Source organism: Nitrosospira sp. Nsp18 (assembly GCF_900103145.1).
Taxonomy (GTDB): domain Bacteria; phylum Pseudomonadota; class Gammaproteobacteria; order Burkholderiales; family Nitrosomonadaceae; genus Nitrosospira.
In genome coordinates this window covers 59,820-76,155 of record NZ_FMWY01000011.1, presented here as the reverse complement: position 1 = coordinate 76,155, position 16,336 = coordinate 59,820, and the positions used below count along the sequence as shown (strand labels likewise).

General features: G+C 54.5%; 11 protein-coding genes and 1 pseudogene. 10 read left to right on the top strand and 2 right to left on the bottom strand.

Annotated features, from left to right (window positions below; translation table 11 throughout):
* Positions 1-107: 107 nt before the first annotated feature.
* A pseudogene (locus BLS94_RS15210) lies at positions 108-253 on the bottom strand (aminotransferase class V-fold PLP-dependent enzyme); the annotation flags it as partial.
* A gap of 32 nt (positions 254-285) precedes the next feature.
* On the opposite strand from BLS94_RS15210, the gene BLS94_RS07080 reads away from it, so the two are divergent.
* Together BLS94_RS07080 and BLS94_RS07075 are read left to right on the top strand one after the other, a co-directional pair.
* Positions 286-624 carry a hypothetical protein gene (locus tag BLS94_RS07080; protein ID WP_090958979.1) on the top strand — a complete coding sequence of 113 codons (339 nt, stop codon included), beginning with the start codon at positions 286-288 and terminating at the stop codon, positions 622-624.
* 148 nt (positions 625-772) lie between these two features.
* Positions 773-1,171, top strand: coding sequence for a hypothetical protein (locus BLS94_RS07075; protein ID WP_072768568.1), 399 nt, complete (start codon positions 773-775; stop codon positions 1,169-1,171).
* A gap of 211 nt (positions 1,172-1,382) precedes the next feature.
* Here BLS94_RS07075 and BLS94_RS07070 read toward each other — a convergent pair whose 3' ends face one another.
* Positions 1,383-1,922, bottom strand: coding sequence for a protein YgfX (locus BLS94_RS07070; protein ID WP_256325318.1), 540 nt, complete (start codon positions 1,920-1,922; stop codon positions 1,383-1,385).
* An 89-nt stretch (positions 1,923-2,011) separates the two neighbouring features.
* Here BLS94_RS07070 and BLS94_RS07065 point away from each other — a divergent pair, with 89 nt between their 5' ends.
* The 8 genes from BLS94_RS07065 to BLS94_RS07025 all read left to right on the top strand — a co-directional run bounded on the left by BLS94_RS07065 (position 2,012) and on the right by BLS94_RS07025 (position 16,197).
* Entirely contained in the window at positions 2,012-3,064 is a 1,053-nt protein-coding gene (locus BLS94_RS07065) for a CAF17-like 4Fe-4S cluster assembly/insertion protein YgfZ (RefSeq protein ID WP_090958976.1), read from the top strand.
* A gap of 448 nt (positions 3,065-3,512) precedes the next feature.
* Positions 3,513-6,275 carry an endo alpha-1,4 polygalactosaminidase gene (locus BLS94_RS07055; protein WP_256325317.1) on the top strand — a complete coding sequence of 921 codons (2,763 nt, stop codon included), beginning with the start codon at positions 3,513-3,515 and terminating at the stop codon, positions 6,273-6,275.
* Entirely contained in the window at positions 6,265-8,982 is a 2,718-nt protein-coding gene (locus tag BLS94_RS07050; protein ID WP_090958973.1) for a tetratricopeptide repeat protein, read from the top strand. The genes BLS94_RS07055 and BLS94_RS07050 overlap by 11 nt, the downstream gene beginning before the upstream one ends.
* Positions 8,979-10,250 (top strand): protein PelD, encoded by a 1,272-nt coding sequence (locus BLS94_RS07045; RefSeq protein ID WP_090958970.1) that lies wholly within the window; start codon positions 8,979-8,981, stop codon positions 10,248-10,250. The genes BLS94_RS07050 and BLS94_RS07045 overlap by 4 nt, the downstream gene beginning before the upstream one ends.
* On the top strand, positions 10,250-11,344 hold the full coding sequence (locus BLS94_RS07040; protein WP_090958965.1) for a protein PelE: 1,095 nt from the start codon (positions 10,250-10,252) through the stop codon (positions 11,342-11,344). Before BLS94_RS07045 ends, BLS94_RS07040 begins: the two co-directional genes overlap by 1 nt.
* The gene (pelF, locus tag BLS94_RS07035; protein WP_090958962.1) at positions 11,341-12,927 is read left to right on the top strand and encodes a GT4 family glycosyltransferase PelF; all 1,587 of its coding nucleotides are present in this window, start codon (positions 11,341-11,343) and stop codon (positions 12,925-12,927) included. The genes BLS94_RS07040 and pelF overlap by 4 nt, the downstream gene beginning before the upstream one ends.
* Before the next feature lie 393 nt (positions 12,928-13,320).
* Positions 13,321-14,691: an exopolysaccharide Pel transporter PelG gene (gene pelG / locus BLS94_RS07030; protein WP_090958959.1), complete on the top strand. Its 1,371-nt coding sequence runs from the start codon at positions 13,321-13,323 to the stop codon at positions 14,689-14,691.
* Positions 14,692-14,967: 276 nt separating this feature from the next.
* The gene (locus BLS94_RS07025; RefSeq protein WP_090959032.1) at positions 14,968-16,197 is read left to right on the top strand and encodes an MFS transporter; all 1,230 of its coding nucleotides are present in this window, start codon (positions 14,968-14,970) and stop codon (positions 16,195-16,197) included.
* Positions 16,198-16,336: the final 139 nt, after the last annotated feature.

Here is a 16,336-nt window from a genome sequence, read left to right as displayed (position 1 = left end):
GGCCGCTGTACAGACGGTTCAGCGGCGCTACCAGCACATCGATATCCGCATAAGTGTTGCATAGTGCCAGCGATGGACGCACGGTGTCGCGATTTTACCCGTGCCGCCGCACCATCCACCCGTACGCGAGCCCCGACACGGTGAGCCATTTCAATCATCTGGCGCAGGCCGGCTTTACGGTACCGAGTGCGTTTGGAACCTGCGAGAACGACACCAGTCTGGTACGCGATCCGAGCAGTTTCCCGTACTCATCTGCCGTCATCGTCGATAGTGGCTGAGCCCACTATGAGTCTTGTCTCGGGCGATATGGACGGAGGGCACGGTGTGGCTGCCGCCTACATTAACTATCTCTATACTCCCTTGCCTCAGGACATTGTAAGCAAGCATTTTTTTCGCCCCCGCGATGAGCATGTGAGCGCCGGATACGCGAACCGGTTCCCTCGCCTGGAGCTGTTCACCATCGACGATGTTTTTGGCGGCTGGCAGAAGGCACAGAAAATGCATTTCCCAAGGGTGGAATTTTCGAGCAGATCCAGAGCAATTGAAAGTGATACTGTACCGGCGTTACCTGTATCACTGGCTCATTCTCGATTCGTTGATCTTTTTTCGTTTCTTGCTTTTTGAGTGCCGTGATCTATATTATCAGTGGGAGTTGGCAAAGCCAGCGTCTCTAGCCAGCGCCTTTACGCTGCATATTGATAAGCTAATCCTCCTCTTTAATGCGGCCTATTATCGTCGTCTTGCGAGATTAACTTTAATGAAGGAGTTATCCATGCAACCGGACCAGCCTGCCACCCAGATCCCAAACCAGTATCAACTCAGCGGTAAGCATCTCCATGTTACATATTCAACCACCAGCTTTGACGGAAAGCCGCGTTTCACCTACCAGGACCGGCAGCAGACGCTCAGCTTTAGCGGAGAAGAGATTCGTAGTGTCGAGACCGAAGTCGGCATCCTTGTCAGTGTGACCATCCGCATGACTGTCGATACCGGTGGAACTACTTTCAGCATCCTGCTGCCGCATGTGCAGATACCGGGAGAGCAGACGGTACCCGTCAAGACTTTCGGTATAACGACCATACACAAGTTCTCGGTCATATCAATAAGCGGACAACGAGATTTTTACACGGTAACACGTCTGAGCGGCAGCGCCTCGCTGGTATTTTTCTAGTCGCCGCGCTTAAAACCAGTGTATCGGATGATGCTCGGCCCGATTTTTTTGGATTGGCTCAAGCCGTAGCTTTTGCTTTATTAAAATGGAAATTTCTGGAAATGCCGGTTCAATGGTAGCGCCAATATTTGACGGTACCCGAGCCGTCTGGGACTATGCCTGGGTACTCAGTTGAATATAGCATGCTCGGCACATATTGGAACGATATACCTCAACCTGGGCCTGTCAGGTTTTTTTCCTTCGGATCTTTCCATTTCCACCGCAGCAGCACTCGCAGCTGCCTGAACTGTTCGGCATCTATTCCGTCCGGTAGAATCACAATGCTGCGCGCGAAAAATCCTCGCCGTCGTTTCGGGTGGTTTGGAGGGAAAGGTAATTCTGTGTATTCCTGGCGCTTTAGCGGCTTTAGTTCGAGCAACGTCAGATAAGGCGCGACAAAGCTGCTGCCGAGGAGTGCACAAACGATGCGGTCGCCGCGACGTGTTTCAAGCGTGCAAATCATTTCTTCTGATAATTCGATATTCATTACCGAATCTGGCGAGCGTAACAAAGCGTAACGCCTCAGGTAGAAAACAAGGCTGAAGATCAGCATGGCGGAACCCGTCAGTTTGGCTGATGCGGGCAATATCAGCGGCCATAGCAGGCCGATCGCCGCGAAATGAGCGAAGCTCAGCATTACGGCAAGGCGCCTGGAGGGTTTGAGCCGGACAACCAGTAGCGGGGGAAGAGACAGAGGCACGAAGTCAGCCATGGTCGAATTATCTCATTCCTGGCGATTTGCCGCTCATCCGCAGCGTATGCTTTATAATTAATACTTTCCATAGCCATACATCGTTCTGTATGAACCTTATCTGGCAAGCATATTTGCGCAACCGTGGCGCCATTATCCAGGATGGCCGCGTCGTCGACTATGGCCATAACGCCGCCGAACTTGAGAGTACCCGTTCCGCTACGGTAGTAAGCGACCTCTCACACTTTGGCCTGATCCAATTCTCGGGGGAGGATGCGCAATCTTTCCTGCAGGGGCAGTTGAGTTGCGACGTGAACCAGGTCAATGCTTCCGCTGCTCTTTATGGAGGCTATTGCAATCCGAAAGGCAGGTTACTGGCAAGTTTTCTGATCTGGAGCCAGAGTAGCAGCAATGGCGGCGGTTACGTCATGCAATTGCCCGCAGAACTGGGGCCAGGCATACAGAAGCGTTTGGCCATGTATGTGTTGCGCGCCAAAGTAAAGCTTGGCGACACCAGCGATATTCAGATTCGTTTGGGCGTGGCGGGGGACGATGCCGAGGCGTTGGTGCGGAAAAATCTGGGGCAGATTCCCGCTTCTCGTCTCGGCGTGATTCAAGGCGAATCGGCGAGCATCATTCGCCTTGCGCAGAATCGATTTGAACTGGTCGTCGCGCCGGAGAAGGCGCCGGCAATATGGGAAGGTTTGAGCAAGGATGCCATACCGGTGGGTGCGTCCTGTTGGGACTGGCTGGAAATCAAAGCCGGTATTCCCATCATTACTCCCGCCACTCAGGAGCAGTTCGTGCCGCAAATGGCAAATCTGGAGGCCATCGGCGGAGTGAGTTTTCAAAAAGGTTGCTATCCCGGCCAGGAAATCGTGGCTCGCAGTCAATATTTAGGTAAAATCAAACGTCGCATGTATCTGGCGAATATCCGGCCGAGGGTATCCGAAAACCCGGTTGAGGCCGGAGACGAGCTATTCGGTGCTGATATGGGGGAACAATCCATAGGCATGGTAGTCAACGCATCACCTTCCCCTGATGGCGGCTTCGACGTGCTGGCGGTCATTCAGACAAGTAGTGTCGAGGCCGCAGTGGTTCACTGGAAATCGCTGGCTGGCCCATCGCTGGAGGTCACGCCGCTACCTTATCCACTAAGCTAATGAACGGGACAACTTTATGGAGGTTTTTTTTCATCATCATGCAACCGGGTCCCGCTATGAAATGTTGCGGAGGGTTGAGTGGGGCCTGCTGCCCCGGCATTTGATGTCTTTATGGGCTTTTTTTACGGGCAGCGAACCGATAAAGGCCTGTTGCCACACCGCACAGGGGGCATTCCTGGCAGGACTGCCAAGCGGAAACGCCCGGCAATTTGGTCGCCAAGGTAACACCATCAAATCATTCCCGTCGGGGAATGCCAGGAGCTCATCCAGCAAAGGGTATCCAGATCTGCAAGGATATCTCAACAAGTTTTGCTAACCGCCTCACCGAACCCAGTGTTGTCAAGGCTCAGCCAGCATCAAAGCTGCTAGCAGGTGGAACAGATCGACTGTTACAGATCAGCTCTGTTTCGTTTTTACTTGTTCCCCTAACGCTAGCAAAGGGACTTAAATGCTCAACAGCGAAATGTTATCTTTCCGTTTCTGCATCTGGCAGTTTTTGCTGCCGTTTCTGTTAATGACATCTGCGGTATTCGCTGATGTGCTCGAGCAGCGCGACATTGCTTTTTATTATGGCAGTCGGCCGCCGGTGGAGGATTTGCGCCATTTTGACCAGATCGTCATACAACCAAGCCAGATTTTGCCGCACGAGAAAACAGCATTGCTGAATCTGAATTCACTGATATTTGCTTATGTTTCATTCGGTGAGATTGCACGCAATAGCGAGGACATGGGGCGCATCAAAACGAAATGGTCGATCGGCGTCAACCCGGCATGGAATAGCCTGGTGATGAACATGAACGATCCCGCCTGGCACGAATATTTGCTGGAGCACCATTTTGGCCGCCTGTGGCAGGATGGGTACCGCGCGTTTTTCCTCGATACCGTCGACAGCTATCTGATTGTGACCAGTGAAGGCAAGCAGCGCGAGGAACAGGAAAAAGGACTGGTTGCATTGCTTGCAGAGGTAAAGCGCCGCTTTCCTGGCTGCAAGCTGATCCTCAATCGGGGTTTTGAAGTGCTGGACCGCGCCAGCCAATACGCGGATGGCATGGTAGCCGAATCTCTTTTTCACGGCTTTGATCCTGTGACGGGCAAGCATGCACCCACCAAGGAAGAAAATCGGGAATGGCTTCTCAACCAGCTCAAGCGTGCGCAAAACGAATTTAAAGTACCGATTACCGTGCTCGATTACGTCGAACCGGGCAACTGGGTTGAAGCCGAAAAAACAGCGCGTCAGATTGTCAAGCTCGGATTCATGCCGTGGGTCGCCAATGGCGACCTGACTTGGCTGGGGCAGGGCCGCCTGCGCCTGGCTCCGCGCAAATTACTCGCAGTCATTAACGGCACGCCCGCGCAACAGATGGATCATGAGCTATTCAAGCATGCAGCCATGCCGCTGGAATATCTTGGCCTTGCGCTGGACTATTGGTATGTCGATCAACTTCCTTTGCCTATCGAACCCCTCGTAGGCCGTTATGCCGGGGTCATCGCATGGCTGGGCGAAGACAGCGCGGACGGTACGGGCCGCTATGAGAACGTATGCGCGCGGTTGAAAACAGAAGTTGACGCCGACTTGCCGGTGGTATTCATGGGTAATTTGCCGGCAGGGATCGCCTGCCGCGATCTGATCGACTATCAGGGAGAACTGCAACCCACCACCAGCATGCTCAAGCTTGGCGACGTCAACGAGCGTCTGGGCCGGCCGAGTACGGCGCCGGTAGTGGGAAGCGGTACGCCTGGCGTTCGTGTTCGCGAGCGCAACCAGGCGTGGTTGACATTGAGCGATGGGGACCAGCTATTTCATCCGGTCTCCGTCGGCACGTGGGGAGGGTATGCGTTACACCCTCACATTTTAAGCGAAAACGCATCGGGCCGCCGTGAATGGCTGCTGGATCCTTTTTCTTTTTTTCAGGCTGCGTTGCGTCTGCCGATGCAGCCAGTGTTCGATATGACGACGGAAAACGGACGCCGCCTGGGTATTATCGAAGTGCGCGGCGACCGCCTGTTTGCTAAAGACGAGTATGGCGTTGAAGCAATCGGCCGGCTTCGAGCATGGATCGAAAAAAACAGCGCGCCGCTAACGCTGGGTGTAATAGAAGCAGAAGTGAGCAGTGAAGATCAGCGTAGCAAATTGCGGCAGTTGGCTGCGATGCCGCAGGTTCGATTGGCGAGCCACACATACAGCCATCCTTTTTATTGGGGGGTGTTCGAGGGGAAGACGGATGCCGATCAGCAGCCTTACCGCTATAGCGTGTTCATGGAAAGGTATGCGGCCGACATAACGCGTGAAATCGCGGGGACCATCCCGTTCCTGCAATCGGTTGCGCCCAGTTCCCCGCTGTTGCTTATCTGGTCTGGCGATGGCAAGCCAGGACCAGCAGCTTTGGCAGCGGCCAAAAAAGAAAGCCTGCCCAATTATGGTGGAGGCGGCCTGCGCTGGCAGAGCGGATCGTTATCTTTCGCCGATCTTTCCCCGGCGCTGCGTCCGACCGAATGGGGCACGCAAGTGTTGACGCCATTGACTGCCGAGCCGTTGTTTGCGCAACTCTGGTATGGGGAAGCGCTCAATTTCGGCAGGGTCAGCGATTGGAACCGGCAGCTCGATGCTCTCGATGTGGGACGGCGGTTGCGTGTTTCATCCATATCGATCAATGCTGATGCGCTATTGCACGCGCGGGGAGCGGAGCTTCTGGATCAGTTGGCCGATGAGCAGCGTAAAGAGAATGTGCTTGGCATCTGGGTCGACGAATACGTTCAGCGCGTGAGCGCTTTTCAAACAGCGAGCATTGCGCGCGATCTTGAAGGTGATTGGATGCTGTTTGGAGATGCGCTCAGGACGGTACGAGTACCTGCCTCGGAAATGAAACCGGAAATATCGGCCGATATTGTCGGGTATTCGGAACGAAATGCGGACCGTTATATTTATCTGGCACGCAATTATGCCGTCCTCAGCCAGAGGCGCAGCAAGCGAGATGCAAATTCAGCCTTGCGGTTGATAGAGGCCGGTGCGCCGCTGAAATCCTGGCATGTCAATTCCGATGGTTCAGCTACGCTATTGTTTGAAGCACGCGGAGAGCTGGCTGTCAGTGTGCCGATATCGTGCGCGTTGAGCATGGGTGGCAAGCCATTGACCCCGCGTCGTGAGGGCTCGCATTCCTTATATGTGGTATCCGCGGACAACGCATCCGGGGAATTTCAGCTTGAGTGTTGAAACGCAGCGAGAATCCTTGCTAAATGCACCCGCGCTAATGTTCCTGAGCGCGGTATTGCTGATTGCTTTCTGGGTTTTGTTTCCCCGGCAGCCTGCGTTCAGGGACCCAGCCAATCTATCGGCAAAAGACGCCTTGTCAGTCGCTTACCTTCGCGTTCTTGTCCAGTCGGACCCCGAGAACGCTCCATTGCGCTTGTCGTTCGTTCAGGTGCTGACAGAGGCGGGCATGACTGACGAGGCTGTCCTTGCTATCGATCCTTTGCGACGCGCTCCGGAATCGAAGCTGACCTATGAAATTCGCATGGCGGAGCTGAAACTCTCGCTGCAGCAGCTTTACCGGCATCCCGCCAAGGATGTCGAAGCGTCGTTGCGGACCCGCATTGCTGAACTCATCCCTTCACTATTACGCATTTCGCATAATGAAGCCGAACTGAACCAAGTGGTTGTCTTGGCGGAGCAGTTTGGCGAGCCCTCAGTATTGGCGGAAATTTTCGAGCAATTGCATGTCCGTCGAAATGAATCTGGCGAAAGGAAAGCGCGTTGGCTTGTTTTCGCCGCAAAGCAGCGCATAGCAGCAAATCAGCCCAGGTTGGCCGCACGCGATCTGTGCAAAGCATTTGTGATTGAACAAATGCCCGCGAAGAAAAAGGAAATTGCGAAATCCTGCTTGCGCGCCTATCTTCAGGCGGGCATCGATCGTGAGGCTTTGAAGGCCGCGGTGCAAGTCCTGAACGGCGGTGCTTCCAGCCCTGACAGTGTCAAGGGCGATGCGGAGCTTTTGTTGCTGGGCGCCAATATCGCCGAACCGCTTGCAGATCGCGAACATGCGTTGACCTGGCTGAAAAAATCGAGCGAATTATCGCCGGGAGACCGCGTGCTAGCCGAACGTGTTATACGATTGCAAATTTCGATGGGTATGTTGGACGAAAGTCTCTCCCGCGCGGCAATGTTGCGGTCATCCCTGGTCGTCGGCAGCGATCGCCACCGTTTGCTTGCCCATATTTATGACTGGAATGGGCAATCCGACGACGCGCTGGCTCTATGGTTGTCTTTCGCGCTTCATAAGGCGGATAACGAGGCGGAGACGCGAGCATTTGCACTTGCGCAGGCGAAACCGGATTACGACACGCTGGTAAAATTGATCGAGGCCATCATGCTGCGCCGCAGGCTTGCCACTGCCGAAACAGAGGCTTACGTCAAGGCTGGCCTCAGCATTGCCCAGCCTTCACATGTGGAACAGCAATTGCGGCGGCATGCAGAGCGCTTTGATAATCCTCCGCCAACAATGAAAGCATTGGCGGATTTATTGATTCTCCAGGGTAAGCCTCGCGCGGCGCTCAAGGTGTATGAGGAAATGCCCGATACGCGAAATGGACAGCAACAGTTGGCGCTGGCTCGGGTATATGAAGAAGCGGGGGAAACGCAAAAAAGCTTCGAGCTACTGCTTCGTGGAATCAAGTCCCCTGACCCAGCGTATGCTGAAGAGTACTGGTTATTGCTGGCTAGAGTCTCTACGCAGTTGGGCCAGGATACCTATGCAAGCAAAGCTTACGAAAAGGCACTGGCGCTTCGGCCAAACGATGTGGATATACTCGAACACCTGCAACGTCTGGCGGCACGTCATCGCGACGATAAAAAAGGTGAGCAACTTGCACGTTATGGATGGGATCGGCTGCAGCGTATAGAAGATTTGCAGCGACTCATGCGTTTTTCATGGAAGCGAAAAAATCTGGAAGAGCTCGATCAATGGCTCTCGCTGGCCGAACCACTGCCTTCGATAGCGCAAGCGCCAGATTACTGGTATTTCCGATCCATGCGGAAAATGGCAAGCGGAGAGCGAGACGCAGCGCGCCAGGCATTGCGGGAGCTCTTGCGACTGCGAGGTCCTGATCCTGAAGTTACGGAGGCAATGATCTGGCTGTTATTGTCCGACAAAAAAATGGATCAGGCATTGCTTGAGGTTGTCGTTCAACCGTACCGTAACCCATCTGGGAATCAATCGGTGGTAAACCCGCCCTTGACCGAAGCCCTGGCAGCGGCAGAGCACACTCTGGGCAAACCCGTTCAGGCAGCGGCGCGGTATTTGAGATCGTTAGAGACGAGGCCGCGGGATTTTTTGTGGACATTGACATTAGCCGATAATATGGAATGGTCAGATTGCCTCGCCAACGCAAACCAGGTCCGCTTCAGCGCCTTGCAAATGTTTGCTTCACAGCGTTTCGCCCAAACCGAAGTGGAATATCCTCCACGCCTGGCAGATTACTTTCGTGGACTGAAAGATCCGCTGGCGCAGTCCGGGAATGCGGATAACCTGGAAAAATGGCAATCGATGCGCGAGCGCTGGGGTTTTACAAAAGCGCTGGACAACGCGCGTTATTTTGCGCTGCGGCGTCAGCGCGAGCGCCTTCAAACGCCAGCATGGGAAGCATTCGCCGATACGGTAAAAAATAAAGATCATCCGGCTGTTTCCGCACAGTTATCTGCAATTTCCACTCATCTGGAGCAGCGGCCCGGGGCGCCTTCTTCCCCGAAAATATTACCGTTATCCATAGATGACGTTGACCGCGCCAATCGATGGCTCGCCGGAGAAGCAGCGCCTAATCAAAGCTCTTTAAATGCAGAATTGGAGGTATGTCGTGAAACCTTGGCGAAAATCCGTGAATTACAGATGACACCCCGTTCAGATAAAGAGCCTGCCAAGCCATGAAAAAACCTTGGCTGGAAGGTATTGAAGTTATCGATGTCAATACGCCTGTGTCGGTCTGGGGTGGTTGGTTCGAGACATTTGTACTGACCGCGATTGTGATCGCGGCATCATTCATTACCCAGCAGCATGATCCTTTCCGGCTGAATGGCGGGTTTCCGTGGCCGCTCCTCGCTCCTTTGCTGGCTGGGTTACGGTATGGATTCGTCTATGGTTTTGTCAGTGCTTTGCTTATATTGGCATTATTAGGGGTGGCTATCAATCAGCAGTGGCAAATTGCGGCCGGTTTTCCACTTCCATGGGCAATCGGCGTTGTTGTCGTGGCGATGGTGGCGGGAGAGTTTCGCGATATGTGGGGACGCCGGTTACATCGGCTGGAAGGCGCCTACCAATATCGCGCGGAACGCCTGGAGGAATTTACACGCAGTTATCAACTGTTACGCCTGTCGCACGACCGCCTGGAGCAAACTGTCGCTAATAGTGGATCTTCATTGCGTGAAGGCATCATGAACTTGCAATCGACGCTCGATGGTATTGATGGGCTGAATGCATCTTCGTTACAGCGGCTTATCGAGTTCATAGCAGAATATGGTGCGCTGACGCAAGCCTGTATAGTTGGGATAGCGGCCGACCGGATCGATACGGGCAGAATTCTGGCGTGTATCGGTGGAAATTTTTCGATAAGCGACGATGACCCCGTGGTGACGAGCGCGCTCGAAAGCGGCGAGCTGGCGGCGGTAAACCTTATAAGCGAATACGCCATGGATCAGAACCAGTTATTGGCCGCTATTCCTCTGGCTGACTCGACCGGCGAAATTCATGCAATGCTGGTGGTTAGATCCATGCCGTTCTTTGCTTTTCAAGAAAATAATTTAAGACTTATTGCGGTTCTTGTGGCGCATGGTGTCGACCATCTTCGTTTTGGTACAGCCGATTCTTCTACCGGACGCTTTATTGCTTCGTTTGAGCGTGTGCATCAGGATTTTTTAAGATTCAAGCTCGATGCAACGCTCCTGAGGTTGTCGGGCGCTCCCGTCGATATCCTGAACGTTTACGGGCAACTGCGGTCTTCGGTCCGCGCTGTCGACCTGATGTGTATGGCTAAAGATGAGGAAAAACCGGTCATCTGGCTTCTGCTCCCCTTGACCGATACCGCGAACGCGCGAGCATGGATGCAGCGGGTGGATGATATTCTTGGAAGAGTAACCAGCGAGCTGATAGCCATTAACGATATCGATCCGCAAACGATTCGTTCTTTGGAGCCGCACTGATGTATCGGCCGTCCATGCGATGGGGAGTGGCAGCCGAGGTACTGGCCGACTTACTGCTCTGGTTGAGTGCCAGCGATTGGATAGCGGCCTGGGCGGCGAACTGGATAGTGCTGGCGGCGGTGTTATCCCACTCTGTTTCATCCTATTTTCTTGCCCGGGGCTTCTGGCAATTGCTGCCGCGCCGTTACAAGTTGCCCGCGAGAAGAAGCCTGAGTTTTCTGGTTGCCTTTATATGGATTTTACCGGTCCTCGGTGCGCTTGGCATACTGTGGAGCATCACCAGCGCTTTACAACGCCCGCGCAGCCGTTCTTCCCACAATGTAAAGATCGTTGCCTTGCCTGAGCTGCCGTTTTCGCCGCCTGTCATTTTCCCGACACCACCCTACAGCCAGGGCGCGTTGCGCCAGATTGTGCATTTTGCCGGGCGGCCGTTGAAGCGACTGAAGGCGGTGATGGCAACGCGGCATATGGCGCCACGCGAAGCCATGACAATCTGGTCGAAGGCAACGTGCGATCCTGTCGATGATGTGCGACTGCTGGCTTACGCCATGAGAGACAGTAGCGAAAAAAATCTGACCAACCATATTTTGGTTCTGACCGAAGGACTGCCGGACGTTCCGGTGCGCATGCGCAATGCCTGCCATAAAGCGATTGCTGCTTTGTGTTGGGAACTGGTATATCACCGTCTGGCACAAGGGGCCGTGAAGCAGCATTGGCTGCAAACCGCGCGACGCCATATGGAAGCTGTACTTGCGGAAGCTGTACTCGCCTCCCCAGGCGATGAATCATCGGCTGGCGGGGCAACTGTACCGGATGTGGCGGATAAAGCAGGCGCATCCGTTATGTCAGATGCGGATAGCTGGCTTTTGTACGGGCGGATTTTGCTGGAATCAGGTGATCTCGCGCTCGCTGGAGAGGCATTCGCCAACGCACGAGCCGGGGGAACGGATGAGCAGAAAATCCTGCCGTGGCTTGCCGAAATAGCCTTCAGTGAGCGAAGATTCTCGGAAGTGAAGGTTTATTTATCGGCACTGACGCGGTCCGGCGAGAGAGGGCACGAACTGGCTTTGGTAAGGGCGTGGTGGAACAAATGAATGACATCGTTCGAGCCAAGGCAGCCGGGACGGTAGCAGGATCGGCGGCAGGTCCGGTGGCCGATATTGCCCTGTTACTGGAAGGTACCTACCCGTACGTTCGGGGTGGCGTATCCTCATGGGTACACCAGATCATCGCCGGTTTGCCGGAAATCAAATTTGCCGTTATTTTTATCGGCGGCGAAAGGAAAATGTACGGCCCCGCGCAGTATCAATTCCCGCCCAATGTAACGCACGTGGAAACACATTATTTGCTGCACCAGGATAAGCGGCTTAAACCGATTGCATGCAAAGGCGACCGCACGGCTTTCTCGGAAATGGACGAGCTGCATGCGCACATGCGCCAGTCGTTGACAATACCAGGTGAGAAAATGACAAAAGCGTTTTCTCGCCTGGGTTCCGCCGGTGGCATCAGCCACGAGGATTTTCTCTATAGCGAAGCTTCATGGGATTACATCACCCGCCAGTACCGCGAGCGTTGCACGGAGCCCTCGTTTGTTGCCTATTTCTGGGCAATACGCGCCATGCACGCGCCTCTGTTCGTGCTGGCGGATATCGCCGCCGGGCTGCCACCCGTACGCGCTGTACACGCCATCTCGACAGGGTATGCGGGATTGCTGGGTGCGATGATTCGCCTGCGCCGCAATATTCCCTTTGTGCTGACTGAGCACGGTATCTATACGAAGGAGCGGAAGATCGATCTGGCACAAGCCACATGGATCCAGGATCACAATGACGATGTATGTAATACCCTGCATGATGAAATGGGATATATCCGTGGCCTCTGGATAAGATTTTATGAACAGATCGGCCGCATGGCCTACGCGCAAGCATCGCCCATTGTCAGCCTGTACGAGGGCAATCGCCTGAGGCAGATCGCGGATGGGGCAGCGGCGGAAAAAACGCTTGTCATTACTAACGGGATCGATCTGCAGCGCTATCGGGTCGCGTTTGAAAAACGACCTGAAAAAATTCCGCCGGTGCTGGGATTGATCGGGCGGGTGGTGCCCATCAAGGACATCAAGACCTTCATTCGGACGTTACGCATGCTGGTCAATGAACGGCCCGATGCGGAAGGATGGATTGCCGGCCCGGAAGATGAAGACCCGTCCTATGTGAATGAGTGCAAAGAACTGGCATCAAGCCTCGGGCTGCAAAATCATGTCAAATTCATGGGCTTTCAAAACGTGCTTGAAATTCTTCCGCAACTGGGCCTGATGGTATTGACCTCAATCAGCGAAGCGTTACCCCTGGTCGTACTGGAGGCGTTTGCCAGTGGTGTTCCGTGTGTTGCCACCGATGTAGGCTCATGCCGCGAGCTTATCGAGGGAAACAGCGAGGAAGACCGCGCTCTCGGCGCGGCGGGAAGCGTGGTTTTCATCGCCGATCCCGAGGGAACGGCGAAAGCGGCGCTTGAACTGCTCAATAACACCGCGCGATGGCACGCGGCACAACAGGCTGGGCTTGAGCGAGTGAAGCGCTACTATGACGACAAGTTGATGTTCTCATCCTATCGGAATCTTTATGCGAAAGCATTGGATTCGGTGCCGGATTCAGCTAAACAACCCGTGAAAGTGGCTTGAACCTAAATCCGGTAGTTGACCGCTCATTTGATAGATCAGTGTTATGATTAATAACAATATTTCGCATTATTTAACGCTCACCTCCCGGGTGAGGGCACTACGGGGTGAATTGCACAGTTTTTGGGGCACATGGCTGCGTTGCAACTTCTTGGAATGGAACGACGCCCCGAAGCGTCGCCCGAGGGGCCCCGCGAAGCGGGGATTGGGCAGCGTCGGGGATGCTGCGATCGCGTTCCACACGCAAGGGGGCGTCCGCATTCCGCTTCGGGGTCGCACCTTCCTGCGGAAGGCACTGCTCCGCCCTGCGCGGTCGTATTCCGCGTCGTTGCGCCTTGCCCTGCACCCCAAAAACCGTACACTTCCCCTCGTCCAACTATTGGATTTAGGTTGAATATGGGTGGTATAGGTTTTGAGATTCGCAAAATGCTCGAGCGCGACAGCTATTGGTCGGTATTGCGCGCATACGGCTACGCGGGTCTGGTTAGCGGCGGTCCGTGGGTAATATCTATTCTGAGCATCATGATGATCGGCATTCTTGCCGTCGCGCTGGGGGTCGCCCAGCGGGAAGTCAATGCCTTCCAGATCTGCGTAACCTACCTTATGGCGACTTCATTAATCTGGACCGGCGGCATGCAGTTGATGTTTACGCGCTTTGTTGCGGATCGGGCTTATGCGAGCGCCCAGGCTGAGGTGTTACCCAACTTGTTTGGCGTCCTTACGATTACCATGGGGGGCGGTTTCCTATGGGCCGCGCCTGCCATTTTCTGGTTTTTTACCGGACCATTTTTCCAGAACTTGTTATTGCTGAGCAATTTTGTCGTGCTGAGCGGCGCTTGGATCACCCTTATTTTTCTATCAGGAATGAAGGCCTATCGCCGCATAGTCCGGACATTGGGAAAAGGTTATTTGCTTGGCATCGCGGTAGCGCTTGTGGTGTCGCCTTGGGAATTGAATGGGCTATTGCTGGGCGTGCTGACCGGGCACGCCTACCTGCTGTTTTCATTCCTGCGCCATATTGTCCGCGAATATCCCGGGAACTCGTTGCTCAAGTTTGATTTTCTCAACCAACGCAGGAGTTTCTATAGTTTATTTGCTGTCGGTACCCTTTATTATCTGGCCGTCTGGGTCGATAAGTTCATATTCTGGTTTGTGCCGCATACTTCCGAGGCAGTCATCGGTCCCTTGCGTGCTTCCATTATTTACGATCTTCCCATTTTTCTGGCCTATCTGTTCATTTTGCCCGGCATGGCCGTATTTCTGGTAAGCATGGAGGCTGATTTCGCGCAACAGCATGAGCGCTTTTACCGCGCAGTCCGGGAGGGCGATACACTTATGCATATTGAATATAGACGGGACCAGATGGTGTACGCCGCCCGGCAGGGAATCTACGAGATCTTCAAAGTACAGGGGCTGACGGTCATGCTGTGCCTGTTATGGGGCAGGGAGCTGCTGCACGCAGTAGGTATTTCCCCGCTATATATACATTTGTTCTATATCGACGTCGTTGCAGTCAGTGTACAGGTGCTGTTGATGGCGATACTCAACGTGCTGTTCTATCTTGACGCTCGCCGCGAGGTGCTGATCATTACTGCATGTTTCTTTATCACGAACCTGCTGTTCACCTTTGCCACATTGCACCTGGGCGCGGAAACCTTCGGTTATGGATTTGCCGCCTCGGTAACGTTATCCGCGTTTCTCAGCCTCTTTATCCTCTCGCATAAATTCAACCGCCTGGAGTACGAAACGTTCATGTTGCAGAATTAACACGATTACCACCGGTGAAGAATTGAAAGGAAACCGTCAATTGGCGGGAAACGCTTTCCTGAAGTTAAAAACAGTCGGTGTCGCGCAGGTGGTGTGGAAGGCGAGATTTGATTTCGATTACACCCGGGAATCCGTGGCTGAGCCAAAAATCGATTGAAGCTTTCCCCAACTGTACCGATATTATCCGCCTGATCGCGTTTATTCAACACGCAGTGGCGAACCGTGCCAGACCTGCTTCTGGTAAATCGGTGGCCTCCAATTAGAATAAAAGCCATCATGTCCGTAACGCCGCGCGAGACTGCCACCGATCCCTCGACCAAGGGAGAAATACCGCTTACCGGGCCCCTCACAGCGCTCTTCGCGACGTCGGTAGGGGTCGTCGTTACCAATCTCTACGCTCCGCAGACCTTAATCGGCCTGATCGGCCCATCGCTTGGCCTTGCTGAAGCAAGCGGCGGGCTCGTGTCTATGGCGACCTTGCTCGGCTACGCCTTTGGCCTCTTTCTTCTGGTTCCGCTGGCCGATCTCTTGGAAAATCGCAAGCTGATCGTCAGGATGATCGGATGCGCGGCGATAAGTGCTATCGCGGTCGCCTTCGCTCCGAGCGCTGCGTTGCTGCTGGCGATTCTTTTCATTCTTGGTGCCGCGTGTTCTGCTATCCACATCCTGGTCCCGCTCGCCGCCTCCATGGTGTCGCCCGAGCAGCGCGGCCGCGTCATTGGGGACATCATGGGCGGCCTAATGCTCGGCATTGTACTGTCGAGGCCACTTGCGAGCATCATCACCGCTAACTTTGGATGGCGCGCTTTTTACGGCGTGAGCGCTTTCGCCCTGGCGACGCTCGCGTTCACGCTCGCTGAGCGGCTGCCCGAACGCCGGCCAGTGGCGCGCTCGACTTATCCGTTTTTAATCGCCTCGCTTTGGCATCTATTGCGCGCGGAGCCTGTGCTGCGACGACGAGCGCTCACGGCGAGCTTGACCATGGCCGCATTTAGCCTATTCTGGACTGCTGTCGTGCTCAAGTTGATGCAACTGCCGTTTGAACTCGACCAACGTGAAATCGCTTTGTTCGCACTCGTCGGCGCAACCGGTGCAGCGATGACGCCGTTTGTCGGGCGAGCGGGCGATCTCGGCTGGACGCGATCGGGGACAATCGCATCCCATCTACTAGTGGTGGTGGCCTTCGCGCTTGCGGGATGGGCGGGATCTTCGCATGTCGCGACGCCGCTCTTGTCCCTTCTTCTCATGGGTGCGGGTGCGATTTTGCTCGATATCGGCGTCGTCGGTGACCACAACCTTGGCCGTCGAGTCATCAATCTTTTCCAGCCGGAGGCACTCGGCCGGCTCAACGGCCTTTTCGTAGGTCTTTTCTTCCTCGGCGGGGCGGCCGGCGCGGCCGCTGCGGGAATCGCCTGGGCTTGGGGCGGATGGACAGTGGTTTGCCTTATCGGCGCCGCATGCGGAGTTGGCGCGTTGCTTGTCGATTGGTCAGGTGAGGCAATGTGAGCCAGTTTTTTTTTGCACCTCCCCTGGAGATCAAGTTGAAACCATCTTACCCCTCAATGCAATAGAATCAGACATTGCGCCTGTTGCCGTCTTCCTGGATAGCGAATGTGCCCAGCTGTTTGCGTGCCTACGTCGGCTT